General features: G+C 52.0%; 22 protein-coding genes and 2 tRNA genes. 9 read left to right on the top strand and 15 right to left on the bottom strand.

Annotation, left to right across the window (positions count from 1 at the left end; translation table 11 throughout):
- From HCQ99_RS06695 to dnaA, 12 genes are all read right to left on the bottom strand, one after another.
- On the bottom strand, positions 1-4,835 hold a 4,835-nt coding region (locus HCQ99_RS06695), incomplete at its 3' end, for a SpaA isopeptide-forming pilin-related protein (RefSeq protein ID WP_208317184.1).
- Positions 4,836-5,233: 398 nt separating this feature from the next.
- A tRNA-Ala gene (locus HCQ99_RS06690) sits at positions 5,234-5,306 on the bottom strand.
- Positions 5,307-5,388: 82 nt separating this feature from the next.
- Positions 5,389-5,781: a cupin domain-containing protein gene (locus tag HCQ99_RS06685; protein WP_166987853.1), complete on the bottom strand. Its 393-nt coding sequence runs from the start codon at positions 5,779-5,781 to the stop codon at positions 5,389-5,391.
- Positions 5,778-7,220: an NAD(P)/FAD-dependent oxidoreductase gene (locus HCQ99_RS06680; RefSeq protein ID WP_166987850.1), complete on the bottom strand. Its 1,443-nt coding sequence runs from the start codon at positions 7,218-7,220 to the stop codon at positions 5,778-5,780. Before HCQ99_RS06680 ends, HCQ99_RS06685 begins: the two co-directional genes overlap by 4 nt.
- 53 nt (positions 7,221-7,273) lie before the next feature.
- A tRNA-Ile gene (locus HCQ99_RS06675) sits at positions 7,274-7,350 on the bottom strand.
- A gap of 143 nt (positions 7,351-7,493) precedes the next feature.
- Positions 7,494-7,901, bottom strand: coding sequence for a DUF3566 domain-containing protein (locus tag HCQ99_RS06670; RefSeq protein ID WP_166987848.1), 408 nt, complete (start codon positions 7,899-7,901; stop codon positions 7,494-7,496).
- A 15-nt stretch (positions 7,902-7,916) separates the two neighbouring features.
- The gene (gyrA, locus tag HCQ99_RS06665) at positions 7,917-10,496 is read right to left on the bottom strand and encodes a DNA gyrase subunit A (protein ID WP_166987845.1); all 2,580 of its coding nucleotides are present in this window, start codon (positions 10,494-10,496) and stop codon (positions 7,917-7,919) included.
- Positions 10,474-12,474, bottom strand: coding sequence for a DNA topoisomerase (ATP-hydrolyzing) subunit B (gene gyrB / locus HCQ99_RS06660; protein WP_166987843.1), 2,001 nt, complete (start codon positions 12,472-12,474; stop codon positions 10,474-10,476). The genes gyrA and gyrB overlap by 23 nt, the downstream gene beginning before the upstream one ends.
- Before the next feature lie 149 nt (positions 12,475-12,623).
- Complete coding sequence (locus HCQ99_RS06655) at positions 12,624-13,118, bottom strand: DciA family protein (RefSeq protein ID WP_166987840.1); 495 nt, start codon at positions 13,116-13,118, stop codon at positions 12,624-12,626.
- Positions 13,115-14,347: a DNA replication/repair protein RecF gene (recF, locus tag HCQ99_RS06650; RefSeq protein ID WP_166987838.1), complete on the bottom strand. Its 1,233-nt coding sequence runs from the start codon at positions 14,345-14,347 to the stop codon at positions 13,115-13,117. Before recF ends, HCQ99_RS06655 begins: the two co-directional genes overlap by 4 nt.
- A gap of 21 nt (positions 14,348-14,368) precedes the next feature.
- Entirely contained in the window at positions 14,369-15,511 is a 1,143-nt protein-coding gene (gene dnaN, locus HCQ99_RS06645) for a DNA polymerase III subunit beta (protein ID WP_166987835.1), read from the bottom strand.
- A gap of 419 nt (positions 15,512-15,930) precedes the next feature.
- Positions 15,931-17,436 carry a chromosomal replication initiator protein DnaA gene (gene dnaA / locus HCQ99_RS06640; protein WP_166987874.1) on the bottom strand — a complete coding sequence of 502 codons (1,506 nt, stop codon included), beginning with the start codon at positions 17,434-17,436 and terminating at the stop codon, positions 15,931-15,933.
- Between the two features lie 323 nt (positions 17,437-17,759).
- Here dnaA and rpmH point away from each other — a divergent pair, with 323 nt between their 5' ends.
- The 9 genes from rpmH (at position 17,760) to HCQ99_RS06595 (ending at position 23,117) form a co-directional block, all read left to right on the top strand.
- A complete protein-coding gene (gene rpmH, locus HCQ99_RS06635) occupies positions 17,760-17,897 on the top strand; it encodes a 50S ribosomal protein L34 (RefSeq protein ID WP_166987832.1) in 138 nt (45 codons plus the stop codon).
- A gap of 13 nt (positions 17,898-17,910) precedes the next feature.
- Positions 17,911-18,264, top strand: a complete 354-nt coding sequence (gene rnpA / locus HCQ99_RS06630; protein ID WP_166987830.1) for a ribonuclease P protein component — start codon at positions 17,911-17,913, stop codon at positions 18,262-18,264.
- On the top strand, positions 18,251-18,556 hold the full coding sequence (yidD, locus tag HCQ99_RS06625) for a membrane protein insertion efficiency factor YidD (protein WP_166987827.1): 306 nt from the start codon (positions 18,251-18,253) through the stop codon (positions 18,554-18,556). Before rnpA ends, yidD begins: the two co-directional genes overlap by 14 nt.
- Positions 18,557-18,569: 13 nt before the next feature.
- Positions 18,570-19,526, top strand: coding sequence for a membrane protein insertase YidC (gene yidC / locus HCQ99_RS06620; RefSeq protein ID WP_166987825.1), 957 nt, complete (start codon positions 18,570-18,572; stop codon positions 19,524-19,526).
- Positions 19,526-20,005: a Jag family protein gene (locus HCQ99_RS06615; RefSeq protein WP_166987823.1), complete on the top strand. Its 480-nt coding sequence runs from the start codon at positions 19,526-19,528 to the stop codon at positions 20,003-20,005. The genes yidC and HCQ99_RS06615 overlap by 1 nt, the downstream gene beginning before the upstream one ends.
- Before the next feature lie 18 nt (positions 20,006-20,023).
- Complete coding sequence (rsmG, locus tag HCQ99_RS06610) at positions 20,024-20,656, top strand: 16S rRNA (guanine(527)-N(7))-methyltransferase RsmG (protein WP_166987820.1); 633 nt, start codon at positions 20,024-20,026, stop codon at positions 20,654-20,656.
- Between the two features lie 110 nt (positions 20,657-20,766).
- Positions 20,767-21,678, top strand: coding sequence for a ParA family protein (locus HCQ99_RS06605; protein ID WP_166987818.1), 912 nt, complete (start codon positions 20,767-20,769; stop codon positions 21,676-21,678).
- Positions 21,679-22,776 (top strand): ParB/RepB/Spo0J family partition protein, encoded by a 1,098-nt coding sequence (locus HCQ99_RS06600; protein ID WP_166987815.1) that lies wholly within the window; start codon positions 21,679-21,681, stop codon positions 22,774-22,776.
- A gap of 17 nt (positions 22,777-22,793) precedes the next feature.
- Entirely contained in the window at positions 22,794-23,117 is a 324-nt protein-coding gene (locus HCQ99_RS06595) for an LPXTG cell wall anchor domain-containing protein (protein ID WP_166987813.1), read from the top strand.
- 95 nt (positions 23,118-23,212) lie between these two features.
- On the opposite strand, the gene trxA is transcribed toward HCQ99_RS06595, so the two are convergent.
- From trxA to HCQ99_RS06580, 3 genes are all read right to left on the bottom strand, one after another.
- On the bottom strand, positions 23,213-23,536 hold the full coding sequence (gene trxA / locus HCQ99_RS06590; RefSeq protein WP_166987810.1) for a thioredoxin: 324 nt from the start codon (positions 23,534-23,536) through the stop codon (positions 23,213-23,215).
- A 48-nt stretch (positions 23,537-23,584) separates the two neighbouring features.
- Positions 23,585-24,526 carry a thioredoxin-disulfide reductase gene (trxB, locus tag HCQ99_RS06585; protein WP_166987808.1) on the bottom strand — a complete coding sequence of 314 codons (942 nt, stop codon included), beginning with the start codon at positions 24,524-24,526 and terminating at the stop codon, positions 23,585-23,587.
- Positions 24,527-24,616: 90 nt separating this feature from the next.
- Positions 24,617-26,764, bottom strand: a complete 2,148-nt coding sequence (locus HCQ99_RS06580) for a DUF6049 family protein (RefSeq protein WP_166987806.1) — start codon at positions 26,762-26,764, stop codon at positions 24,617-24,619.
- Positions 26,765-26,772 lie beyond the last annotated feature (8 nt).

Below are 26,772 nucleotides of genomic sequence, written 5' to 3'. Positions count from 1 at the left end.
GCGTTGTTGACGACATCACCCAAATCAACAGTCACACCATCCCGCTCAACCTTCACAGCAAGCGGCTCCTGATCCAACACATAACCCTCTGGCGCCTTAGTCTCAACAACACTATAAGCGCCATACGAAACACCATCAAACTGCACTACACCAGCATCATCCGAGGTCGCCGTAGCAACAACCGCGTCATCCTTACGCAGCTCAAACTCAGCACCAGCAAGCACACCACCAGCACCATCAACCTTACGCAGCTTCACAGCACCAGACACAATCTTGTTATCAACAGTCACCGTGCGATCAGCAACAGCCTCACCATTCACAGTAACCGCATCAGAAGCAACAGTCACAGTAACCGGAGCAGCCTTCACAAGATTATCCGGCGCCTCAGTCTCAGTCAGCGTGTAAACACCAAACGGCACACTATCCCACTGCAAACCACCAGTCGAATCAGTAGCCCCAGTAAACGGTTCAGGCAACCGCTCAGGCGCAGGCACACCAGCAAGAGCTTCCTTCCAAGCAAGCTCAAACTTAACACCCGGCCCCGGATCAACACCCGCAACAGTCTTCAACACCTTCACAACACCAACCGTCGGTTCGGCGTTGTTGACGACATCACCCAAATCAACAGTCACACCATCCCGCTCAACCTTCACAGCAAGCGGCTCCTGATCCAACACATAACCCTCTGGCGCCTTAGTCTCAACAACACTATAAGCGCCATACGAAACACCATCAAACTGCACTACACCAGCATCATCCGAGGTCGCCGTAGCAACAACCGCGTCATCCTTACGCAGCTCAAACTCAGCACCAGCAAGCACACCACCAGCACCATCAACCTTACGCAGCTTCACAGCACCAGACACAATCTTGTTATCAACAGTCACCGTGCGATCAGCAACAGCCTCACCATTCACAGTAACCGCATCAGAAGCAACAGTCACAGTAACCGGAGCAGCCTTCACAAGATTATCCGGCGCCTCAGTCTCAGTCAGCGTGTAAACACCAAACGGCACACTATCCCACTGCAAACCACCAGTCGAATCAGTAGCCCCAGTAAACGGTTCAGGCAACCGCTCAGGCGCAGGCACACCAGCAAGAGCTTCCTTCCAAGCAAGCTCAAACTTAACACCCGGCCCCGGATCAACACCCGCAACAGTCTTCAACACCTTCACAACACCAACAGTCGGGGTGAGGCCGGCATTACGAATATCGTGACGGTGGTTAGGGGTTAGAGTGAACTTCTCAGTTGCACCAGAGTTGCCACGCACATCTTTCACATGGTTGGCAATATTGGCAGCACCATCACCAAGACTGGTGAACCTCTCACGCTCGTTCTTTGTGAATTTCACAAGGTAGTCACCACGGGCATAGACATCGAAGCTGTATTCGCCGTTGTCTCCGCTCTGCACCGCTGGAATCGGAGCACCATCCGGATGCTTAGCGGGAGTGCCGTCAGCATTTACCAGTTCGACCGTGTATCCCGGCAGCAGAGGCTCATCAGCGTCACGATTACCGTTTTGGTTAAGGTCGTGGAACACAATGCCGCTAACACTGTAGTCAACCACTTCAGAGCGCACCGAGTTGCCCTGCAGGTAGTTCACGCCGTCACGCGACATTGCCACAGTATTAACAGCCTTCACACCGCTATCAAGCGCCCGAGTTTCGGCAGTAAACGGTATTTTAGCCTGCGCCACGATGGACACATCAGTAGTCGCAGGAATAGCCGCACCCTGTTTCAGGTCGGCACGAATGCTCTTCACCTGTGCCCACGCAGCGGGGGTATCACCAAAGGCAGCGACAAACTCATCTTTGGTGTACCAGCGCGAATCTCGCACTGAAGCAAGAATATCCCCGCTCTTGGCCTGCTCAGTTACTGAATACATGAAAGTAAACAGATCGTTTGCCGAACGGTCAACACCCCGCTGCACGGTATTGTTCTGTTCCACATCCTCTAGCGCACTAACAAGCGGTGTGACATATGCAGAGTGGGTAACAGTTTCTACCGTGCCATCGGCGTTCACCTTCTGCCAGGTGCGAGGTGAATAGACGCGTTCATTGGGGCTGTCGGCTGTATAACCGTCAACAATTGAATAATCCTCAAGTGAGGGCACAACATCAATCAAATGCAGACTAGAGACAGGAAGCCTGTCACCATTGGATACTTCGAGACGATAGAACAGGTCACCGCCTAGGTCTTGCACGGGCGCGTCAAAACTCCAGTTTTTGCCGTCCACAGAAACATACTTCTTTGCAAGCACTTCAAGCGGTGGCACAAAATTCACATAACGCGTGTTGTGCAGGAAGAATTCCTCTCGATCACCGTCTCCGTCAAGATCAAGTTCGTCACGATAGCCACCCGCGCCATTAACATCAGACGCCCGAGGGCTGCCGTAATCGGTGTTATTCTGCCAGGTCCAGAAGAAATCAATCTCGTTTCTGCCCTGTTTTGCATACAGTGTGGTGTCAAGCACCAGCTCAACTTTTGCAACTTCTCGATTTCCCTGCGGTTTTAACTCTTCCGGGAACTCATAGATCAAACCGGTGCGACCCGTGTTCAAATAGTTAGGCACAACTTTCGGTTCAATATAACTGTCTCCAGTTCTATGTGGATAATGAGACCACCCGTTATATTGCGTATATATCGTGTTAACGTACTCAACACCCGGCGGCAGCAGCACAACACCCTCTAACCCAGTAAAAGTTTCCTGACCAGTGAAACTAGTACTGTTAAACGGCTGGTATGAAAAATTAAACTTCTTCATGCGGCCACAGTTATCTGGAGTAAGTTGCCTTCCTGCGGGCACCTCAGCCTCACAGTTTATATAGGGCACTAGATCATAGTTGCTGTTCGCAACCATCCGAACCCGCGGATCAGAGGACGACACCCTAACCTCGTTCTGGTTACTATCCGTCCTAGTCTCAACCGGAAAGTTAGTTATTGCCTTCCCGTCAGTGTAGGTTACACTGCCATCGGTATTAACGTTCTCAATCAATTCGTACTGCACACGCTGGAAAGTGAAATCTGCGTGATTATCATACTGTTCTGCGGTGTAGTCACCCTTTGCCCAACGCGCCCACTCCTCCTCATCTGGAAGGGCACTAAGCTCCAATAGCGCGCTGAAGTTATCAAGCTGCAGCGGGCCATTTTTAAACCGCAGTTTTAACTCGTTAAACGTCCGTTCGTTGTCGTTAATTGTGACCGGCTCACTCAATGAGGTGATCTCAGCAATTTCGGTTTCGGTGCCATCAACGCCGACCCCTACGAGATAGGGGCGCGCAGTCAAAACTCTTGCCTCTGCCTCATCTCTTGTTAAATAGGTTCTTTGTGCGTTAATCGAACCGACTCTTAAGCGTGCTTCGTTAAAGTAGAGTCGCGGGTCAAGATTGTAGTCTCGAATTTCACTCAGCTCGGTAATCTGACCACCACGAGCCGGTGAGGTGTGCTCGAAGCTTGCGCCATTATTCTGATCTCTTACACCGACCTCCCAAGTAAAGCCTTTTCCAGAACGGTCAAACCTCTGATTAAGGCCTGCATCACGGTAGAAAAACTTACCGTTACTATAAACATAATTGTTAGACGGAACGTTTTTTGAAGTGTAGATAGTTTGGCTAGAGTGGAAAAAAACACGTCGCTCGGTTATGCGATACGCATGATCCCACTTCACCTCAGGCAGCACTTTTTCACTGGGTAGACCCTGATCGATAGTAGTAACTGCTCGGTTTCGGTAAATTACCGCATTAGAGTAGTCACTTCGCACCGGCTGACCGTCAGTTGACACAGGCAGACCGGTATAGGTCAGCCGTATGTAATCACAGATCTCGCTCCTATCTCCTGAGAGTTGAACAGTTTTTGAGGCTGACTTACCGTCTTCGGCGAGCACCCAATCACGGTTCGTAGAATGAGCCGTGTCAAGAGTTGCACCCTCAGGGAAGTAGTCCACTATGGTTGCGGTTGTGCCGCGATAGACCCCGACTCCCCTATCTTCACCGGGCAGAGGCACATTAGTCACACACAATCTGTACCGTACCGTATTACCATACATAGAGAGATAGGCTTCACCAAAATCTCCTGGCACCTTTGTGACATTCTCTAGTGTCTTTTCAGCAGACCATTCATCATTGTGAGTAATTGTGGGACTAAATATATGGATACCGCCCTCACCGCGGACCGTTTGCCCTGCACTGTCTGGTAACCAGCTATAGGCCTGCCCTTCTTTACGTGAGGTGTATTCAGAACTCGCGCGCCCCGTAAAGGTAATCGACTGCTCCCGCAAAACCTCACCCGCAGCATCACGCACAAAAGCATTCACCGTCGCAGTGGTGCCATCTGGGGTAACAAAATTCTTGAACTGAAACGGGAAAGGATACTCATAAGAGTTAGACCCCTCAAGCGCCTTAAAAGTGTATTCTATCCACCACTTCTCAGCGTCTTCACCACGCTCTGTTTTCTCTGCGAAAGCAGAGCTTGGAAAAGCCGGATCCGCAATATATTTATCGTCAGTGTTGGGGCTAGCCGGATCTACCGGATTGCCCTTCAACACCTCAACGCGCACAACCGCATGCGGGATGGGATCAAGATTGCTCGTCTCAAGACGCACACTCGCCGGGATACTCTCACCCGAAGGATATTCCAACCTCGGCTGCAAACCATCCTGAATAACACTGTCAGAGGTGCCTAACCGCATCACCAGGTCTTGTGCCCCCATTGCCTGCGCTGCGGGGATAGCAGCAGGACCAACAACACCAGCAGCAACCAGCACCAACCCTAAAACAGCTACCAGTAGCCGCTTTAAGACAGCAGAAAATCGTGTCTTGGAAACTTCAGTAGACATAGGGGTACCTTCATCTGAGGGACAAATACTCCAAGTATACCCCCCCCCGGTAATCATGAAAAGGAACTTACAGCGCAGTTTTAACTAGGGTTCGCTAAGTAACGCTTTACACATTAGGCCCTTTAGGGGAATCTGCGTCACTCTTAAATATTTTTCTAGCCATAAGAGTGACAAAAAAGCCCCCTACAATTGCACCCAAAATTGATACTGGATCAAAGAAAGCTCCGCTTCTAGCAAATGAGATGATCACCCAAAATGCGAGCACAATAGTGGCGAAAAAACCTAGCGTAAATACAGTATTCGCACGCATAACTTGACATTACATGAAAAATGCATCTTCTGTCTTAGGGTGAAGAAACGAAAAACCCCGTGATCTCAAGAGAATCACGGGGTGATTGTGGACCCTGGGAGAATCGAACTCCCGACATCTTGCTTGCAAAGCAAGCGCTCTACCAACTGAGCTAAGGGCCCGCTGTCAGTGACAACTCGAATACTCTAACACGAGTTGAAAAGCGCACGCAAGCTAGTCTATCTCGCTCGGCGTGTCGCCCGACTAGACGGCAAAGTAAATTTTCCGGATGCGCTCGGTGACCGTCCACTTTGTGCGCGTGCCTGCAACAAGTCGCACAACATCACCGGCGGCAACCGTAAGCACACGGCCAGTTTCCGCCGGGTGCCCGGGCACCTCTAGCAGCTCAATAGTTGCGGCACCAGAGATGACAACAAAAATCTCATCGATTTCAGTGTCTGTCACTTCGCCGGCAGAAAGCTCCCAAATGCCAACCTCAGTTGTTGCGCCAGCTCTCGCACCGATAGTGCCCAACTCCAAAACACCCTGGCGAGGGGACCCGCTAACCACGCTGGCCACCTCCACATCGTGCAGCTCAACACTTTCCGTCAGCGCATTAACAACCCCGTTTACGCCCTCGGGCATCGCGATGCTCATGAATCAAACCCCATCCCCACAGCATCCATGGTTTTTAAAAATAGGTTGCGCTTCCCGTCGTTGCGATCCGCCCGATCAAAAGACCAGCGGAACATGTTTACTCCGACAGCGGCGAACGGTTCCGGTGGGAACGGCAGCGGCACCTCCTTCACCATATTCAGTTCGGTGCGCTCAGTCTTGCGCCCGGCAAAACGGTCGACAATCACATCTGCGGCAAAGTGCGTGGCGCCGACACCAAGACCGGTGAAACCCGCAACATACTGAATGCGCCCACCAAAGGCCTCACCAAAGAAGGCACAGAAGCGGGTGCTTGAATCAATCACACCCGCCCACCGGTGTGTGAAGCGCAGACCCGCAAGCTGCGGGAAAGTTGTAAAGAAGTGCGACGCCAGTTTGTTAAAGGTCTCAGCACGATCCTCATACTTACGGCGGATCTTACCGCCCGCATGATAGACCGCATCATAGCCGCCCCACAGAATTCTGTTCTCTTTAGTGAGGCGAGAATAGTGGAACTGGTTTGCCAGATCGCTCAGGCCCTCACGACCCTCCCACCCGATAGCGGCAAGCTGCTCATCAGTCAGCGGCTCTGTCATCAACACATAGTCATAAACCGGAATAGTGTGAAAGCGATAGCGCTTTAACAGCGCAGGGAACACGTTCGTGCACAGCGCCATACGGTCTGCGGCAACGCTCGCACCCTGCAGCTGCAGGCGGATCGGCGCATCCCCAGATTTTGCGGTTACAAGATCTAAAACACGAGAGTTTTCATAGATCTCAACACCTATTTTCGCGGCGTGACGTGCCAGCCCGTAAGCAAGTTTTGCGGGATGCACAATAGCGTTTTCGCGTGCAGAATACATGCCGCCAAGGAAGGTCGGCGAGTTGATTCTGCTGCGCACCCCCTCAGTATCTAACAACACAGTATCGGTGGCTGCAGCATCCTCAGGATCTTCGCCCTCAAGGTATGCGAGCTGATACTCTTCGTTTGCCACCTCAAGCGCGCCGGTGCGTTCCCAATCGGCATCGATATCGTTCTCGATCAGGAACTTTTCGATCGCATCAAGATTTTCAACGCCCAGCCGGTGCAACTGCGCAAGCTCATCCGGCCAGCGCGCCTCAGCGTTAGGCTCACCGTGCGTGATGCTCGCTTCGCAAAAACCACCGTTGCGCCCGGAGGCCGCCCACCCGATACGCTTTGCTTCAAGCAGCACAACTTTCGCATCAGGATGCTCTGTCTTTAGTTTGATAGCCGTCCAAAGCCCGGCATAGCCGCCGCCCACAACCGCGAAATCTGCGAGAATATCCTCATCGAGTTGGGCGTAGTGCGGCGCGTTCGGCTGCGCATCTTCCAGCCAAAAGCAAGAGAGTTTTGAATTCTCTAGCGAGGCTTCGATAACGCTCTTATCCGGCTTATTAGCTTCAAAAACAGTCTGCTTCACGCCTCTAGCTTATCGCCATAAAAATAAAAACCCGCGATCTCTCGCGGGTTTAATGGTGGGCCTACCTGGACTTGAACCAGGGACCTCTTCATTATCAGTGAAGCGCTCTAACCGCCTGAGCTATAGGCCCGTAACCAAGGATTTACTTTACACGAACAATAGCAGATTGCGCAAACTGCAAACGGAGAGTCTCGGAGTGTTGCGCCGCGACCCAAGTCTTAAGCACGGGGCGATCTTGCGGATCAGGAACGGTTACCCTGATCCGCAAGCAAATTAATTGCTGGTAAAGCCCAACTGGAACCCGCCGAGCGCGCGCACCAGTGAGTTGTAAATAACCGCTGCAAGCCCACCAAGCGCGGTGCCAACTACAGTGTTCAAAAGACCGCAGATAAGCGCAAAACCCATCACCTGCGGCAGCCCTAAGATATTCGCAATATCAAACTGTGTGCCGGCCGCATCTGATAGCAGACCAGAGATGCGATCGAATACACCGGTCTGCAACAGAACGAGATAAATAAGCGCAGTTGCAACAACAGCCGCCACAGCCAAACACAGTGAAATCACAAAAGAATATTTCACCGCCGACCAGAAATCAACATAAGCAAGCTTAAGTCGAACCTGTTTTGCTGGAGCACGGCGGCGTGCCTTGGTAGCAAGCTGTTCAGCTACTTCTTCATTCATTTAATTTCCCAGTTCTTAAACGGTTTCTTCGGTTTCTACGGCTGCTGTGTCTGCATCAGCCACATCATCTAAGCCGCGCTCAGGGTTGCGGGCGATACCTATAATCTTGTCACCTTCAGGGAAGCGCGCGAAAACGACACCCATTGTGTTGCGGCCCTTTGCAGGCACTTCATTTACATTAGAGCGTACTACTTTACCGCTCTGCAGCACGACAAGCACCTCATCAGTCGCATCAACAATGCAGCCGCCCACAAGATCACCGCGTGCCTCATCAAGCTTGGCAACCTTGATACCAAAGCCGCCACGCTGCTGCACTCGATACTCATCAACCGCGGTGCGCTTGGCATAGCCGCCCTCTGTGACAACAAACACATAACCGTCATCCGCCACTGTTGCCGCGCTCAGCAGCTCATCACCGGCACGGAATTTCATGCCCCGCACACCGCTGGTTGAGCGACCCATCGGGCGCAGGGCGTCATCGTTTGCGTTAAAACGCACGCTCATACCCTGCTTTGAGATCAACAGCACATCATCGGTGTTTGCAGCAACCAGAGCCTGCACTAGCTCGTCACCATCGCGCAGCTTAATGGCGATAATTCCGCCGGTGCGGTTGGTGTCATACTCTGGCAGCGCGGTTTTCTTCACCAGACCGTCACGCGTAGCTAACAGCAGATACTTATCTGCGTGATATGCGTCAAGCTCAAGGATCTGCGTCACCTGCTCATCCGGTGCCAGCGCGAGCATATTTGCAAGGTGCTGACCCTTCGCATCGCGACCGCCCTCAGGCGCCTCCCACGCTTTCGCACGGTAAACCCGGCCCGTGTTGGTGAAGAACAGCAGCCATTGGTGGGTGGTGGTCACGAAGAAGTGTTCAACGATATCGTCTGAGCGCAGTGCCGCGCCCTTAACACCCTTACCGCCGCGGTGTTGCGAGCGATAGTTGTCGATCCGGGTGCGCTTAATGTAACCACCACGGGTAACGGTGACAACCATTTCCTCTTCTGGAATGAGGTCTTCCACCGACATGTCGCCGTCAAAACCGTGCATAATTTCGGTGCGGCGCTCATCACCATAGCGCTTCACAATATCGTCAAGCTCGGCAACAATAATCGCACGCTGCTTGGTCGGATCGGCGAGAATACCTTCGTATTCTTTAATCTGCGCCTCGAGCTTTGCCGCGAGATCCATAATTTTTTGGCGCTCCAGCGCAGCGAGACGGCGCAGCTGCAGCGCGAGAATTGCGTCAGCCTGGATTTCGTCAACACCGAGCAGCTGCATGAGCCCCGCCCGCGCCTCGTCAACCGTCGGTGAGCGGCGGATCAGCGCAATAACCTCATCAAGGGCATCTAGCGCTTTCAGGTAGCCACGTTGAATATGCGCCTCAGCCTCTGCTTTTTGCAGGCGGAACTTTGTGCGACGCACGATCACCTGCACCTGGTGGTGCGCCCAGTTCGTGATAAAACCGTCGAGTGAGAGAGTGCGCGGCACACCGTCAACAATCGCCAGCATGTTAGCGCTGAAGTTTTCCTGCAACTGTGTGTGCTTATAAAGATTATTCAGCACCACCTTTGCTACCGCGTCGCGCTTTAACACGATAACGAGGCGCTGCCCGGTGCGACCGGATGACTCATCGCGGATATCCGCAATGCCCTGAATGCGCCCCTCTTTTACGAGATCAGCGATTTTTACTGCGAGGTTATCGGGGTTTACCTGATACGGCAGTTCGGTTACCACCAGGCAGGTGCGACCCTGAATCTCTTCAATATTGACAACCGCCCGCATAGTAATTGAACCGCGGCCGGTGCGATACGCCTCACGAATCCCTTTAGTGCCCAGAATCTGTGCGCCGGTTGGAAAGTCTGGGCCCTTCACACGCTCGATCAGCGCTTCAATTAGTTCTTCTTTGCTCGCGTCTGGGTTTTCGAGGTGCCATTTTGCTGCCTCTGATATTTCACGGAGATTGTGCGGCGGAATATTTGTTGCCATTCCCACGGCGATACCGACCGAGCCGTTCACCAGAAGGTTTGGGAAGCGCGCGGTGAGCACGGTTGGCTCCTGTGTGCGGCCATCGTAGTTGTCCTGAAAATCGACAGTGTCTTCGTCGATGTCGCGCACCATCTCCATAGCGAGCGGCGCCATCTTAGTTTCGGTGTAACGGTGTGCTGCGGCGCCATCGTTACCGGGGGATCCGAAGTTACCCTGGCCGAGTGCGAGCGGGTAGCGCAGCGACCACGGCTGCACAAGACGCACAAGGGTGTCATAGACCGCACTGTCACCGTGCGGGTGGAACTGCCCCATCACGTCACCAATAACGCGCGTGCACTTTGAAAAAGCTTTGTCTGGGCGGTAGCCGCCGTCGTACATCGTGTAAATCACGCGGCGGTGCACCGGCTTGAGACCGTCCCTAACGTCAGGAAGCGCACGCCCCACGATCACGCTCATCGCGTAGTCGAGGTAGCTGCGCTGCATCTCGAGTTTTAGGTCGACCTGTTCAATATTGCCGTGATCGTGCTCACTGCCATTGGTTTCTGGCGTGTAGTTGTCACTCACGTTGCCACCCTCAGTTTCATTATTAGATGTCAAGGAAACGCACATCCTTCGCGTTTTGCTGGATGAAACCACGACGGGCTTCAACGTCTTCGCCCATCAAGGTTGCAAAAATTTCATCTGCGGCGGCGGCATCGTCCATGCTCACCTGCAGCAGCGTGCGAGATTCAGGGTTCATTGTGGTTTCCCACAACTCTTCGTGGTTCATTTCACCAAGACCCTTATAGCGCTGCACGCCCGACTCTTTCATAAGTCGCTTACCGGCGCCGCGCCCCGCTTCGAGAACACTGTCACGCTCTTCGTCGCTGAAAACAAACTCGTGCTCTGCGTTTGCCCATTTAATTCGATACAGTGGCGGCTGCGCAAGGTAAACATAGCCCTGCTCAATCAATGGGCGCATGTAGCGGAACAGCATTGTTAATAGCAGTGTTGTGATGTGCTGACCGTCAACGTCAGCATCGGCCATCAACACAATCTTGTGATAGCGCGCCTTCTCAATATTGAAATCTTCCCCGATACCGGCACCGAATGCCGTGATCATCGCCTGAATTTCGCTGTTATTGAGTGCGCGATCGAGACGCGCCTTCTCAACATTTAGAATTTTGCCGCGCAGTGGCAGAATTGCCTGAGTTTCAGGGTTGCGGCCGGTTTTAGCCGAGCCACCGGCTGAGTCACCCTCCACAATAAAGATTTCTGAAATGCTCGGATCTTTGCTGGAGCAGTCTGCAAGCTTGCCGGGCATTCCGCCAGACTCGAGCACACCCTTACGGCGGGCTGTTTCACGTGCCTTGCGTGCCGCAAGCCGCGCTGTAGCTGCGCTGATCGCCTTGCGCACAATCATTTTTGCGTCAGCCGGGTGTGAGTCGAGCCAGTCGGTGAGTTGTTCAGTCACAATGCGCTGCACAAAACCCTTTGCCTCGGTGTTGCCGAGTTTAGTTTTGGTTTGACCCTCAAACTGCGGCTCATTCAGTTTTACAGAGATAACTGCTGTGAGCCCTTCGCGAACATCGTCACCAGAAAGATTGTCGTCCTTTTCTTTCAAAAGACCTTTGTCACGCGCATAGCGATTCATAAGTGAGGTTAGCGCCGCACGGAAGCCCTCTTCGTGTGTGCCACCCTCATGCGTGTTAATGGTGTTTGCGTAGGTGTGCACACTCTCTGAATAAGCGGTGGTCCACTGCATCGCAATTTCAGCGGAGATCGTTTTATTTTTATCTTCTGATTCAAACGAAATGATCTCATCATGCACAAGCTCGGCACGCTTCGCTTTATTGAGGTGCGCGACGTAGTCTTGAATACCGTTCTCGTAATAGAATTCGTTGCGCGGTGGCTCAGGGGTTACCAGCTCACCGTCTTCATTTTCAACCGGTTCTTGCGCACGCAGGTCGGTAAGTGTGATGCGCAGACCCTTATTTAGGAACGCCATCTGCTGGAAGCGTGCCCTGAGCGTTTCATAATCGAAAATGATGGTTTCAAAAATGTCTGCGCTCGGCCAGAACCGAATCTTGGTGCCTGTTTCGTCGGTGGCTTCGCGTTTTTCAAGCGGCGCATCTGTCACGCTCTTGGTAAACGACATGCCCCATTTGTAGCCCTGCCGTTTAACCTCAACCTCCATGCGCTCAGACAGCGCGTTTACAACTGATGATCCAACACCGTGCAAACCGCCTGACACTGCATACCCACCACCGCCGAACTTACCGCCAGCGTGCAGCACAGTGAGCACAACCTCAACAGTGGATTTGCCCTCAGTTGGGTGCGTATCCACCGGAATACCGCGTCCGTTGTCGATAACCTCAACGCCGCCATCTGCCAAAATTGTGACGTGAATGGTGTCACAGTAACCGGCTAGCGCCTCATCAACGGAGTTGTCAACAATTTCATAAACCAGGTGGTGCAAACCGCGGGGACCGGTAGAACCGATGTACATACCCGGGCGCTTTCTAACAGCCTCGAGACCCTCGAGCACCTGAATTGACTGGGCTCCGTATTCAGGCTTCTGGGCTTCTTCGTTTGCGGTCGAATTCATGCAGCTAACTTCTCTTTCAGAAATGACCCTTGAGAGGCCAAACATAACCCTGGGGGCACAATTACCCTAATCCTATCAAAATTAGGGCCTCCTAGGGGCTTTTTTAAGCTGTCTGGTGGGTGATTTTTGGGATAGTGAGACCCTGATTTTTATCCGTAAGTATCGCGTGGCCCTCTGCCCGGCACAACGCGCCTGCCGTGCCGCCATGAAACGGTGCCCGGTGCCTTCACCTCAACCGTGCGCACCTGGGCATCCGGGTATTCCTCTTTCAAGCGCTTCACAATGGTGCTGCTGAGCAGCCGTAATTCAGTCGCCCACGCGGTGGAGTCACACGCAACCACTAATTTGCCGTTAACTAAACCCTGCACTTCTGTGTGGGCAGCTACATTTGGGCCAACGATTTTTTCCCAGTTCGCAACAACTGCGGTATTTGCTAACCGCACCGTGAAACCTTCGCGCTGCATAAACGAGTCGACTATCTTCCCGATCGGTTGTGGATCCCGCCCTCGCTCAAACGGTTGCGTTTTTGCCCGCTGCTGATTTTCAACGCGGCGCATCTCATCAACTGTTTTGCGGGTGCCACCCCACACTTTGACACTCAGCAAATACTGCTCTTCCAGGCGGCGGCGAATTTTGTCGTTCATTCAACACCAGCCTTTGCAAAAACAGTTTGCGGATCAGCGCTAACCTCTGATTTAACCAACCGGCCACCGCTAATAATAAAAGTCTGCCAGGGCATGCCCGGTGGAATATCTGCGGCAACAGCGGCGGTTATGATCACCTGCTCATAATCACCGACAGCCGTCATCAAACTTTCGCGTCGTTTGGCATCAAGCTCAGCAAAAACATCGTCAAGAATCAAAACCGGGTCTTCGCTATTAAGCTCGGCACGCATAAGTTCAGCTATTGCCAGTTTCAGACTGAGTGCAACCGACCATGATTCACCATGACTTGCATACCCCTTCACAGGTAGACCGTTTAGCTCTAACTGCAAATCATCACGGTGCGGGCCAATCAGTGTTTGGCCACGCTCAATTTCAGCTCTTTCCAGGCGGTCAAGCTGAAATTTAAAATCCGCGCTCAATGTTTCACGTGAAACATTGCTCAGGTGATCAAAAACCTCAGAGCCATCTACCCCCGCGTATGCCCCCGCAACATAGGGGCGTGATTCTTTTGCTGTTGCGGTTTCATAAAGGGCTAATCCCGGTCTGTGATCCGCCCCAACAAGACCCTTATAAGCTTCTTTTAAATAAGGCAGTAAATCATCAACAAGCCGCCGCCGTTCCGCCATCACCCGTGTGCCCAAAAGCAGCAGATGAGAATTCCAAAATTCCAGATTCTCCCGAAACCCTGACTGGTGTGGATTGCCGCGAATAGCGCGCAATAGCGATGACCGTTGTTTTACAACGCGTTCGTATTCTTGTAACACCCCGGCAAAAATCGGATTGCGACTAACAATTGCAGAGTCTAGAAAACTGCGCCGCGCACTCGGCTCGCCGCGCACTATTTGTAAATCTTCAGGAGCAAAAACAACTGTTGTGAGGTAGCGTGTGAGCTCGCGTGGGGCAATAGAGTTACCGTTGAGCTGAGCTTTTTTGCCGCGCCCACTCTGGAGCTGCACATCCATTGCTTTTGTTGAGCCGGTGTGTGCAACAATAACTCTTAAAACTCCGGTGTTCTCACCCGCTTTTAAAAGCGGCGCATCACTCGATACACGATGTGATGAGAGTGAGTCAAAATAGGCGATACCCTCAATTAAGTTGGTTTTGCCCTGCCCGTTATGGCCAAGAATTAGAACTTTGCCCGCATCAAACTCAACCTCCAAATTTTCATAATTTCGGAAGTTGTGTAACTCTAATCTCTTAATCCACATGTGCCTAGAAGGCGTAAACTTTTATCGCTGCAAGAGATTTGGCTGCAATAGATAGCGGAAACTAGTGTCGTCAGCCGAGTCTTTGCTGCGCTGCCCTGAGATTAACACCGGGCCAGGCTTTCCTGGCACGCTCGTTGCAGTGAATGCAATACGAGTAAATTCACTGTTTGCGCCGTTTAAGCCGTCGCGAAGAAAACTAGGGCGCAGTGAAATAACCACATCGTCACCTACGAGGTGTGTGTCAACCGACTGTGTTGCGCGACCGGCCTCGCCGCCTGTTCCTTCGAGAGTCACCTGCCCGTCAACAAAGTTAAATCTGACAGCTGCGTGCTGCTCAACAACGATTGAAACTAGATCTACTGCCTGGCGCAGGTCACCGGTGTTAATAACCGCGAAGTTTTCAACCGTCTCTGGAAACAGACGCTCAACCGGCGGGTAGTTACCAGAAATCAGTGTCGAGGTTATTGACCTGCCATCACCAATGAATCCGATGAGCTGCCGATCACCGTTTTTCTGGATCACAATTTTAATAGTTTCGGCTTTCGCCAAAAGCTTTGAGACCTCATGAATGACCTTTGCGGGCACCAAAGCTTCGTGCTCTGTTTCAGCATCGTGATTTTCCCAATCAATCCCGCGCATCGCAACCCGGTAGCGGTCTGTTGCGGTTAGGGTCAGCACGTTTTCTTTTGTTTTTAAGTGCACACCGGTAATAACGGGGGTTACATCTTCGCTTGATGCAGCAGGAAATACTTGATTTACCGCAGTAACAAAATCAGAGCCGCGCACTTCACCTGTAATCTCTGTCAGGTCTGGAATTGCTGGATATTCTTCAACCGGCATTGCTGGCAAATTAAATGAAGCAGCCCCAGAGCTAATTTGCAACTGGTTTGCGACCAGCTCAAGTTCAACCGTATCGCCCGGCAGCTTATTTGCAATTGTTGCAAGCAATCGCCCCGCAACTAGAACACGACCAGATTCATTAATCTCAGCCTGCACAGTTGTTTTTGCTGACACCTCAAAGTTAAAAATTGAGAATGTGACGTTGCCATCGTGTGCCTCAAGCAGAATGCCACCGAGAATTGGCTGTGCTGCACGTGCTGGCAACATTGCTACTGGAAAGCCAACAGCTTCTGCAAACACTTCACGGTTCATGCTAAAACGCATTGCGATGCTCCTATATTTAAGTGCTTGAAACCCAACACACTGAATGTAACTGTCTTTAATTTTTACATACGTGTATGTGATTTTGTAATTTCCCTTGGGTGACAAGGACTAACGAAAAATTTGATCCGCTTTGTAAATAACGGTTAGTAGTAATAGGGGCTGTGGATACTGTTGATAACTAGCTTGTGACCTTAAAAATCAATTGAACTACACATTTGTAAGTTGTTTATTAACAGTTAATAGCAATGTTTACCGCTAAATTACGCAGATGTAATTAGTTGTCCACAATCCACAGATTGTAGGTGTTAATACACAAAAAGTCACAGAAAATTTTGGTTATCCACAGGTGTCGTGTTTAAATCACGATTTTTGGGATAAATAATTAAGTCGGGCATGAGCTGTTTAAGAAGCTAAATTCTCTATTTTCCCGGTGATTTGATTCGTGTTGTGAGCTCTGAGATTGTTGTGTAAACCTTCGCATCGCTTCCGAGCAGCTGTGAAATTTTCTTTGTTGCGTGTAACACAGTTGAGTGGTCGCGCCCACCAAAGAAAGAACCTATTTTGGGCAGTGACAGACTTGTGAGCTCCCTGCAAAGATACATCGCAACTTGGCGTGCGAACGCAATATCTTTTGACCGCCCAGGCCCGGTTAGTTCATCATTTGAGACACCAAAATACTTTATGCATGCGTCGATAATCTCTTGCGGTTGAATGTCTGCGGCTGCATCGTCTGGCAGACTGCCTTTTAGTGCGGTCTGCACTAATTCAAGGGTGACATCTTCTTTATGCAAGCTCGCAAACGCAGTAACGCGCAATAGAGAGCCCTCAAGTTCGCGAATATTTGAGGTAATTTTTGAGGCGATGTATTCAAGCACATCGTTGCTGAACTGCAGATCGTCACGCTGCGCTTTTTTCTGCAGAATTGCGATACGGGTTTCTAGGTCGGGAACATGAATATCGGTTGACAAACCCCATGTGAAGCGTGACAGCAAACGCTCTTCAAAACCCTGCAACTCCCGTGGCTGCACATCGCTCGTTAAAACCACCTGCCGGTTGCTGTCGTGCATCGCATTAAAAGTGTGGAAAAACGTTTCTTGAGTTTCCATTTTGCCGCTGAAAAACTGCACATCGTCAACAAGCAGAACATTATATTCACGCCAGCGAGTGTTAAATTCTTGACCCCGGCCCTGCGAAATTGAGTTGATGTAGTCGTTGGTAAAGTCTTCAGCATTCACATAGCGCACTTTTAGATCAGGGTTTAATTCGAGCGCATGATTACCGATCGCGTGCAACAGGTGTGTTTTACCAAGCCCAGAACTACCGTATATAAAAAGCGGATTGTATGAATTTCCGGGCGCTTCTGCCACGGCCAGCGCGGCTGCGTGCGCAAGATTATTTGTTTGCCCAATAACAAAACTGTCAAATGTGTGTTTTGGATTCAGCTGTGTTTCAAGATTTGGTGTTACAGCGCGAGTTTCAATATTTTGGGGGCGGATCGCCGGCGCTGCTGGATTTACTGTAACCGGTGCGGCAGTTGTTTCTGCCTGTTTTGCAGTTTCTGTGTGACCCCACGGATTTATCGGTTTTGCCTCATTAACTGGGGTGGGATCTTTTGCTATTTCCGGTGCTGCTGTTTTTGGTGTTTCAGAAAGTTCAGGAACTTCTTCGAGATTAATAACTGTAATGTCGTTGAGATTACTGGCCTCGGGGATTTGTTTGAAAGCCTCAATAATTTGCAGCCGCAGGCTCATAATGATGCGGTGCGTGAATTTTAGATCGACTTCAAGGAAGAGAAAACCATCTGCGCTGCCCTGTGTGCGAGCAAGACGCAATTGAGCCCAGTATGAGGGTGTGACCGCGTTGTTGCGAAGAATTGCGATAACTTGATCCCAAATGTTTGCTTCAGTGCCCAAAATAATGCCGATCCACAAAGAGTATTAACAGGAGTTATACACAAAATACTGCAAATTATTACCGTTTTTTGGCGCAATTACAGAAAATTGTGGAAAACTCTCACGGAGATATCCACAATACCGCGATGCGCGGCGTGGAAGCTAACCGGATTTTTTGATACTCCACTAACGGCTGATTCTGCAGTTAAATGCACCGTGTGTTGTGGAATATTTTTTGCCATAACAGGGTGTTTACGCTAAAGTTAGTTATTTGTATGGTGCATATATTTGTGTCGCCTAGATAGTTGCAACCTTAAAAGGTTGTGAATCCAGTCTTATTTTCATGGAGAATTTTTATGAGCAAGCGTACATTCCAGCCAAATAACCGCCGTCGTGCCAAGAAGCACGGCTTCCGCCTGCGCATGCGCACCCGTGCTGGTCGTGCGATTCTAGCTGCACGTCGCCGCAAGGGTCGCAGCAAGCTCAGCGCATAAGCTATCTGCTGCCATGGCGGGCACGCACCGCATTAAGCGAGGCGAAGACTACCGCCGCATTGTGCGCAGCGGCTACCGCGTGGGAGGCAGGCTCAGCCTGGCCCACGCGGTTTTACTGTCCCCTGAAACACCCAGTCAGTTTGGGTTCATAATCTCAAAAACTGTCGGCAATGCTGTGACGCGCAATCGCGTGCGCAGACGCTTAAAAGAAATCTGCTACCAATCTGTGAAAGACGGCTTTTCTGGTGCGGCTGTTGTTTTTCGAGTGTTTCCAGGGGCTGCAGAAGCTAGTTTTCAAGAGCTTGAAAACGCGATCCGCAAGCAGCTTGAGCGACTAGATCGGGATCTGATTGATGCGAGTAACTAGATTGATACGGGTGCTTGTGCTGCTGCCGCGCAACTTCGCGATTGGGTTTATGCGTCTCTACCGTGCGATAATTTCTCCGCTTTACGGGGATGTTTGTAAATACTATCCAAGCTGTTCGCGGTACGCTTTAGAGGCATACCAACAGCGATCCTTTGTTATTGCCACAGGGTTGACCGTGTGGCGTCTGCTTCGCTGTAATCCATTCTCCCCTGGTGGCGTCGACCATGTGCACCGGGCAAAACAACCAAACACCGAACTGACTCGCGGCGGTTTTGTGAGACCTGCGAGTTGAAAGGCGTAAGTAAATGGGCTTTTTTGAAACACTGTTGTGGCCGATCCGTTGGGTCGTGGAAGCTGTGCTGGTGCTGTGGCACAACCTCTTCACTGCCTTAGGTCTCGAGTCTGCCTCGGGTATCACCTGGGTGCTAGCCGTCCTCGGGCTTGTTGTTGTTGTGCGCTCTCTGATCATCCCGCTGACACTTAAGCAGATTCGCAGTCAGCGCAAGATGATGGAGCTTGGCCCAGAAATGCGCAAAATCCAAGCTAAATACAAGGGCAAGCGAGATCAGTTCTCGCAGCAGCAGATGCAGCAGGAAACCTTTGCGCTCTATCGCAAACACGGCACAAATCCGCTCGCTTCGTGTTTCCCAATACTGGCGCAGATGCCTATTTTCTTTGCGCTGTTCTACGTGCTACGCAATGCTGCAAATAATGTGCCCGGTATCGGTTTTATGACACAGGAGCTAACAAGCTCCTTCAATAACGCAGTTTTCTTGGGTGCTCCGCTGAAGATGTCGTTTGGTGAGGCGAGAGACGCTGGTGAGTGGAGTGTGCTTATTCTGCTCGGTGTGATTATGGTGCTTATGATCGCCAGCCAGTTCTTCACACAGCTGCAAATTATGTCGAAAAACGTCTCAGACGAGACGAAGGCATCACCCATGTATCGACAGCAAAAAGTGCTGCTCTACGTGATTCCGTTCGCCTTCCTCTTCTCAGGGTTCATCTTCCCACTTGCTTTGAACATCTACTGGTTCTCTTCAAACATCTGGACAATGGTGCAGCAGGCGATAGTTATTAACCAAATGCCAACTCCAGGGAGCGAGGCGTGGCGCAATCGTCAGGCGCGACTGAAGGCTAAAGGAAAACTCACAGACGATGAGGTAGCTGAGCTAAACCGTGTCGAGGGCGTAAAAAACACTGCGGGCCAGCGGCAGCAGCCGATGAGCGCAAAGCGCGCGAAAAAGAAGGGTGGCAATCAGTAATGACTGAGAACGTTCAAAATACTGAAGACCTGTTAGAGCTTGAGGGTGATCTCGCAGCCGACTATATTGAAGGCTTGCTCGATATCTTAGATCTTGACGGTGACTTAGATCTTGCTGTTGTAAACGGTCGGGCCACTGTATCTGTTACAGGCGGGGGTGAAGAGCTAAATCGGATCGGAACTCCTAAAGTTGTGCAGGCACTGCAGGATCTCACCCGGCTTGCGGTGCAGCGTGAGACCGGCGAATTTTCACGGCTGATTTTGGATATTGGCGGATCGCGCCAGGCGCATGAAGAGAAACTGCGCAAGCGCGTTGATTACGCGATTACCCAAATTATTGCAGGGCGTGAAAGCGTTGAATTTAGCGGTCTTTCTTCTTACGAACGAAAGCTCATTCACGATTATGTCGCAGAATGTGGCTATAAATCTGAGTCTCAGGGTGAGGGCGCAGACCGTCGTTTAGTGGTCTCTGCCGCCTAAATTGTTTCACGTGAAACAATGACTGAAGTACGAGAACAAGAGCCGGAGTTTCTTGACGATTTAGCTGGCGCCCACGCCGACAAACTGCGTGACTTTGCGACAGATCTTTTTAATCGTGGCGAACTGCTGGGGTTAATTGGGCCGTTAGAGCCGGCGAGACTCTGGACAAGGCACATTATTAACTCTGCGCTGCTCGCACCGCTGCTGCGACAGAACGGAACACTCGCCGACATTGGTTCCGGCGGAGGGTTTCCGGGGATCGTGCTCGCCGCGCTGCGTCCAGACGTGCAGATTCGGTTAATTGAACCGATGGAGCGCCGGTGCGCGTGGTTGCATGAACAGCGCACTAACCTGAGACTGGATAATGTTGAGGTGCTGCGCGGGCGAGCTGAAGAATATCACGGTGCTTTTGAGGTGCAGCAGGTTACTGCGCGCGCTGTTACCGCACTCCGTAAGCTGCTTCCGATCACTGCTCCGCTATTGGAAAACGGCGGCGAAATGCTGTTTCTGAAGGGCCAAGGAATTGACGCTGAGATTGCGGCTGCTCAGAAACAACTGCAGCGAGCACGGGTGCACAACTATAAGGTGCATGTGCTGGGTCAGGAAATTACAGAACCGACCCGAGTTTTCCGCGGCACAGTAGCGCGTTAAACCGTTTGTTCAGCAGATTAGTGTGCGTAACTCCGAGATAAATTCATAGTGGTTATCGCTATGCTTGGAGGAGTATTTATTCACTAAAATTCTGAAGTTAGATAGGGAAGATGTCGCTCGATACCCCGTTAGCAAATGAGATTGCTGAGAAGCTGCGTCGCAAGCGCTATTTGGCAAAAGTGGCGACTCCTTTGCCAGATCAAGTGCGGGTTTTCACGGTCTCTAATCAAAAGGGTGGCGTGGGTAAAACCACCTCAGCTGTTAATTTAGCTGGTGCGCTTGCTCGTCGCGGGGCGCGTGTGCTGGTGATTGACCTTGATCCACAAGGAAACGCTTCTACCGCCCTCGGCGTTGCGCATATGCCAGATACGTCAAGTATTTACGAAGTATTAATCGGCGACGCTGAAATGGCCGATGTTGTGCAGCCGAGCACAGATCACGAAAACTTACTTTGTGTGCCGTCAACCATTCACCTTGCCGGTGCTGAAATCGAGCTAGTCGGTCTTGAACAGCGTGAATATCGTTTAGCTAATGCCCTGCACACCTATCTGACAGAGCAAACAGACCCGTTCCATTATGTGATTATTGACTGCCCTCCCTCACTCGGGCTGTTAACAATCAACGCTTTTGTAGCGGCAACAGAGGTTTTGATCCCGATTCAGTGCGAGTATTACGCACTGGAGGGCCTGTCGCAGCTCATCAACAATATTCAATTGATCAAGAGTCATTTAAACCCACGACTTGAGCTTTCAACAATTTTGTTGACCATGTATGCAACACGCACAAATCTCTCTGCAGAGGTTGCCGCAGAGGTGCGTGAGCACTTCCCCAAGCAGACACTGCATACGGTCATACCACGTTCTGTGCGGGTGGCTGAAGCGCCGAGCTTTAGCCAGACCGTGCACAATTATGACGGCAACAATATTGGCGCTCTTGCATACCTGGAAGCTGCGCACGAAATAGCTGAACGCTTTGCAGAGTCGTCTGAACCAACCCCAGTCGAAGAGAAAGAGGGTCACTAAATGGCTAAAAAACGCAGTGGTTTGGGTCGTGGGATTGGTGCGCTTATCCCCCAGGCACCGGCTGGTGCTGATCGCCCAGTTGATGTTTTCTTTCCTTCAGCTGGCGGCACAGCGGCTGCAACTGCAGACTCTGTTGCAAGCCAACTACAACAGTCTGGTGAGGCTGATGAGAAAACCGGTGTGACGGGGTATCTCAGCAATGCGAAGTCGCAACACGCGCAGGCGGTTAGTGCTGCCGGGCGCACGATCGACGACACAGCGCCCGAGGCAAAAGCACAGCAGTCACTAAAGACTGTGCCGGGTGCGCAGCTCACCGAACTTGCGCTGACCGACATCACTCCAAACCGTGTAAACCCGCGCACCGAGTTTGATGAAGAAGCGCTAAAAGAACTTGCGCACAGCATCAAAGAATTTGGTGTGTTTCAACCTGTTGTTGTGCGCGCCATCGAGCCGCAACCACCGATTGGGCAGCCACGCTATGAGCTCATCATGGGTGAGCGACGTTTCCGCGCGAGCGGGCGGGCAGGCTTAAAAACGATCCCAGCGATTGTGCGCTCGACGGCAGATGAAGACATGCTGCGCGACGCTCTGCTTGAGAATCTGCATCGCGCAGATCTGAACCCGCTTGAGGAAGCATCGGCGTATCAGCAGTTAATGAGCGACTTCGGTATCACCCAAGAGCAGCTTGCGGCAAAAATCGGTCGGTCGCGGCCGCAGATAGCAAACACACTGCGTCTATTGCGCCTGCCAGAGTCTATCCAGGTGCGTGTTGCAGACGGACGACACAGCGCGGGGCACGCTCGTGCGATCCTATCTCTGCGCGACACAGAGGCGATGGAGAAGTTCTCCGACAAAATTATTGCCGAAGATATGAACGTGCGTGCCGCTGAGAGCTATGCCGCAAAGTTAAAGGCGCCAGGCAAGGCAAAGGTGCGCACCGGCGGTATTAACAATTTTGGTGCAGCATCCAAGCAACTACAAGAACTCTATGAAACCGCCGTCGAAATCAATATGGGCGCAAAGAACGGCCGAATCGTTTTCAAATGGGAGACGTTTGCAGACCTTCAGCGTCTCTTGAAGGCTCTCGGCGCTGACTAATCCAACGAGGAGAAAATATGACTTTCCAAACTCTAACTCAGTCGCTTGCGCAGACAGGCGCTCAGATTGCCGGTATTGTTATTGCGGCGGTTATTCTTGTCGGTCTGGCAGTGCTGCTATTGCTGCTTGCCGCAAAGCGCCGCAAACGCGATGCTGATGACGATGCTGATGCAGCAGGTGCCGCAGCAGCAGACGCAGGAGGCGCTGCAGGTGCTCCCGCAGATGCTGAGGTCACCGCTGCTGGCAGCAGCGCAGCTGCGGTCTCTGACGACTCCAATACCGAGCGCATAATCGATCCGGATGCGATTGACGACGATCCGAGCAAATTCACCAAAGACTAATTAGATTAACGGTGAGAGACAAGAAGAGCCGGGCCCCAGTATTAACCGGGGCCCGGCTCTTGTGTTCATTTTACAGAACGAAGTATGCAGGCTAATTAAATAATGCCCTCAAGGTGCTGCTCAATCATCTGCTTTGGCATAGCGCCGATCAACTCACGCACCTCTTCGCCGTTTTTAAACACCTTCATAGCAGGAATGGAAGTGATTCTGAACTGTGCAGCAAGGTTCGGGTTTTCATCGACGTTTACCTTTGCAACGCGCAGCTTGCCCTCCTGCTCTGCAGCGATTTCATCGAGCACAGGAGCCACCATACGGCATGGTCCGCACCACGCTGCCCAGAAGTCAACCAGAACTGGAATATCCGACTCGAGCACATCGCTCTGGAAGCTGTCTTCGGTCACTGTAATTGCATTTGACATTGTGTCCTCCTTGAAATGTTTCACGTGAAACATTTATTTTTGGTTTACTTATGCAGCCTTATCTGTGAGGTTTGCGAGATAGTGCTCGACATCGATCGCGGCAACACAGCCACTGCCAGCGGCTGTGATTGCCTGACGGTAGCTCGGGTCGATCACATCACCCGCTGCAAAAACTCCGGCAATACTGGTCTTCGAGGTGCGCCCCTGCACAGCAATGGTGCCCTCTGCGGTGAGTTCCAGTTGATTGTGAATAAGGTGAGTGCGTGGATCAGAGCCGATAGCGACGAATAATCCGTTTACCTCGAGCGTGCTTGTTTCGCCGCTCTCAAGGTTGCGCAAATTGAGCGCCTTAAGCTCTTCAGAGCCAATAGCTTCAACCACCTCGGTGTTCCACACGAACTCAATTTTTGGATCGTTGAAAGCGCGATCCTGCATGGTTTTTGAGGCGCGCAGCTCGTTGCGGCGGTGAATCAGATACACCTTAGATGCAAAGCGGGTCAGGAAGGTTGCTTCCTCAATTGCAGAATCGCCGCCACCGACGACCGCCACAACCTTGTCACGGAAAAAGAAACCATCGCAGGTGGCGCACCAAGAAACACCGTGACCGGAGAGTTTATCTTCACCCGGCACCCCTAGCTTGCGGTAGGCGGAACCTGTTGCAAAGATAACGGTCGCTGCCTCATGCGCGGTGCCGTCAGCGGTCGTAATAACCTTGGTCTCACCATCAAGTGCGAGCTTGTCGACATCCTCGTAGCGCACCTGGGTGCCAAACTTTTCAGCCTGTTCCTGCATTTGCGCCATGAGCTCTGGGCCCTGCACGCCATTCGGGAAGCCGGGAAAGTTCTCAACCTCAGTGGTGTTCATCAGGTCACCACCCGGTGACACGGAGCTCGCGAACAGAACAGGTTTAAGACCCGCACGGGCGGTGTAGATTGCCGCGGTAAGACCGGCTGGGCCTGAGCCAATAATTGCTACGTTGTGCTTGGTCAATGTATCTCCTTGCCTTGTGACATAACCAACGCTACCGGAGTATTCTTTATTCCTCTGTCAGGATAAGCTGTCTGAGGCGTTTGCAACACTTCAATTCGGGCGTAGTGTGCGGCGCAGACCGGCACGGTGTTGCCTGACGGAGCGAACGATACCGAATGTAATAAGCCCCAGGGCTAGAACACCCACGAGGCTCAAACCGATAATTTCGACATTTGTTGAGAGGCGGATTGGGATCACTATGCGCCCGAGACCCTGCTCTCCGGTTGTGTCACTGATGCGCACTGTAAGCCCGGTGTCGGCGCTTGAAACTCTGCTTGAGATGGGCACGGTGAGGGTGACTGTCTCCCCCGGCATAACGGTAACAGCTTTATGTTCTGTGTCTTCGGGAGCAATTGAGATAGCTGCTGAGGTGGGGTGCGCCCGCACAGTAACCTGCGCTGTAAAAGGCAGATTGTTGCGCACCTGCACCGGCACGTTTGCTGAGGATCCAAACAGCTGTAGCTGTGGCGCCGCAACTAAATGGACTCCGCGTGTAAGCAGTTCATCGCGATCGGCAAAGCCGCTTGCAAGAGTTAGAAACGGTGTTTCTGTGCCCACCTGCTTCATGCCAAAAAGCGCAAGAAGTCGCGCGCGTTGATAGTCTACGAGCTGCTGTGGGTTAAGGAGCGCTTCCTTCCCAGCGGTTACTTCAGCTTCGCGCTGCAGCGCCTCATCTAGCGCCGCTAGGCGTTTTTCTAACTCGTCGTCAGTGACCGCTGTATCGTGTGTGTATTGCCCGACACCGCTTACTTGCGCTTCGAGGTTGGTCGTGTCCAGATAGCCAGCAGTGAGCAGGGTTTTGAGCAGCGCAACACCGCGATTATTGTCTGTTAGCTGCGTGCGATCCAGTGTGAGCACAAGCGGCTCATCGGTGCCGTCTGCCGTAGTGAGCCCTGCAAGTAACTCAGTTAACGCAAGGTTGCGGTCAAAAGAATCAGCTGCGGCGGTTGCTGCGGCGGCATAACCAGCGAGTGTTTCGTCATAGGCGGTGGCGCTGCCGGTGTTTAGTTGCGTGCGCACCGCAGTGTCACTCATTAGCAGGTCACTGCTGGCAGCAAGGATGTGCGGAAAACCGTGTGTTGCTGCGTAACCGACCGCAGCAGAGCTTGCGCTACCTGCGGCAAACCAGGCAAGCTGCGGTGCCTCCCAGGTTTCGAGTTCCGCCAGTGTTGGTGCCGAACCAGGAAAAATCCCGTCTTTAGTTATGAAACTAGCGCCCGTCGCCGTTAGCGGAGAGGCGAGCTGTAACAGCTGCTGTGCTGCTAAATCGGTGTCTCCCCAGGGCAGAATATATGTTTCCAGTGCGGTGTTTTCGAGGCGTGTCAGAAACTCCGTTGCCGCTGCTGGAGCTGCTGCACCGAGTGCTCGAATGCCCACAAAAATTCGAGGATCCACCGCTAACGTTGCACCCAATTGCTCTGCGGTGGTTAACAGCTGCGGCAGGGGCGCGCTCGGTTCAAAAACTAATGCGAGATCGTCTTCTGTTGGGAGGGTCGCAATATTGCTGGGGTAGATAATTGGCACAACAATGCTTAAATTGGGCGCCTCCCCCACTGTTTGCTCCCCCTCGCCGGCTGCTACCTCTTCTGCGGCGGGAGTTGCAGTTGTATTAGGTGCCTCTGCTGTATTAGGTATATCTGCTGAGTGAGGTGCAATAAGCAGCGGGTGTGTTGCCACTGTGACTGTGCCATCGTGTGCGGTGAGCCGCGCAACCAAACGATACACAGTCGGTCGCCTGTGGGTGCCCTCGCTTAAAGCTGCATGAAAAACACTGTTGTCGATTTCAAGCTGTGTGGTGAGGTGAGCACCCTCCCGCAACTCCGCAATGCTGTGTGAACCCAGCGGGAGATACCCTTCCGGGATTGGCTCACCATTAGTAAACTCTGCGGGCAGAGCGGCTGTCAGCGCAGCACGAGATGCGCGCTCACCTGTTTCAAGAAAAAGCTCAACGCTGCTCGGCTGCTGAAAAGCTGAACCGGTGTTGCTAACCCGCAGATCCAAGCGCAGATCATCGTCTGTGTTCTGCGGCTGTGCGGTGCGGTGCGCGATTTCTAACACCAGATTTGATGTTTTAATATCGCTCTCAGACGTGAAAACAGTTGCGTTAGCGGCGGGAGTGAGCGCAGTAAATGCGAGACAAAAGGCCGCAAGGGCTGCACTAAAACGCAGAGCGCTACCACCCCGCACCCACCTAATCATGTTTCGTA

This window comes from Canibacter zhoujuaniae (assembly GCF_011752015.1).
Classification (GTDB): domain Bacteria; phylum Actinomycetota; class Actinomycetes; order Actinomycetales; family Microbacteriaceae; genus Canibacter; species Canibacter zhoujuaniae.
The sequence above is the reverse complement of the archived record's forward strand: the minus strand, read 5'-3'. Positions and strand labels throughout refer to the sequence as shown.

Bases quoted from the DNA above. Each gene is read 5' to 3' on its own strand.
- HCQ99_RS06655 (WP_166987840.1), bottom strand. From the start codon at position 13,118: ATGAACGACAAAATTCGCCGCCGCCTGGAAGAGCAGTATTTGCTGAGT.
- HCQ99_RS06605 (WP_166987818.1), top strand. From the start codon at position 20,767: ATGTCGCTCGATACCCCGTTAGCAAATGAGATTGCTGAGAAGCTGCGT.
- rsmG (WP_166987820.1), top strand. From the start codon at position 20,024: ATGACTGAAGTACGAGAACAAGAGCCGGAGTTTCTTGACGATTTAGCT.
- yidD (WP_166987827.1), top strand. From the start codon at position 18,251: ATGCGAGTAACTAGATTGATACGGGTGCTTGTGCTGCTGCCGCGCAAC.
- yidC (WP_166987825.1), top strand. From the start codon at position 18,570: ATGGGCTTTTTTGAAACACTGTTGTGGCCGATCCGTTGGGTCGTGGAA.
- HCQ99_RS06600 (WP_166987815.1), top strand. From the start codon at position 21,679: ATGGCTAAAAAACGCAGTGGTTTGGGTCGTGGGATTGGTGCGCTTATC.
- rnpA (WP_166987830.1), top strand. From the start codon at position 17,911: ATGGCGGGCACGCACCGCATTAAGCGAGGCGAAGACTACCGCCGCATT.
- trxA (WP_166987810.1), bottom strand. From the start codon at position 23,536: ATGTCAAATGCAATTACAGTGACCGAAGACAGCTTCCAGAGCGATGTG.
- HCQ99_RS06615 (WP_166987823.1), top strand. From the start codon at position 19,526: ATGACTGAGAACGTTCAAAATACTGAAGACCTGTTAGAGCTTGAGGGT.
- HCQ99_RS06685 (WP_166987853.1), bottom strand. From the start codon at position 5,781: ATGAGCATCGCGATGCCCGAGGGCGTAAACGGGGTTGTTAATGCGCTG.
- HCQ99_RS06595 (WP_166987813.1), top strand. From the start codon at position 22,794: ATGACTTTCCAAACTCTAACTCAGTCGCTTGCGCAGACAGGCGCTCAG.
- HCQ99_RS06670 (WP_166987848.1), bottom strand. From the start codon at position 7,901: ATGAATGAAGAAGTAGCTGAACAGCTTGCTACCAAGGCACGCCGCCGT.
- rpmH (WP_166987832.1), top strand. From the start codon at position 17,760: ATGAGCAAGCGTACATTCCAGCCAAATAACCGCCGTCGTGCCAAGAAG.
- dnaN (WP_166987835.1), bottom strand. From the start codon at position 15,511: ATGCGTTTTAGCATGAACCGTGAAGTGTTTGCAGAAGCTGTTGGCTTT.
- gyrA (WP_166987845.1), bottom strand. From the start codon at position 10,496: ATGTGCGTTTCCTTGACATCTAATAATGAAACTGAGGGTGGCAACGTG.
- recF (WP_166987838.1), bottom strand. From the start codon at position 14,347: ATGTGGATTAAGAGATTAGAGTTACACAACTTCCGAAATTATGAAAAT.
- gyrB (WP_166987843.1), bottom strand. From the start codon at position 12,474: ATGAATTCGACCGCAAACGAAGAAGCCCAGAAGCCTGAATACGGAGCC.
- HCQ99_RS06580 (WP_166987806.1), bottom strand. From the start codon at position 26,764: ATGATTAGGTGGGTGCGGGGTGGTAGCGCTCTGCGTTTTAGTGCAGCC.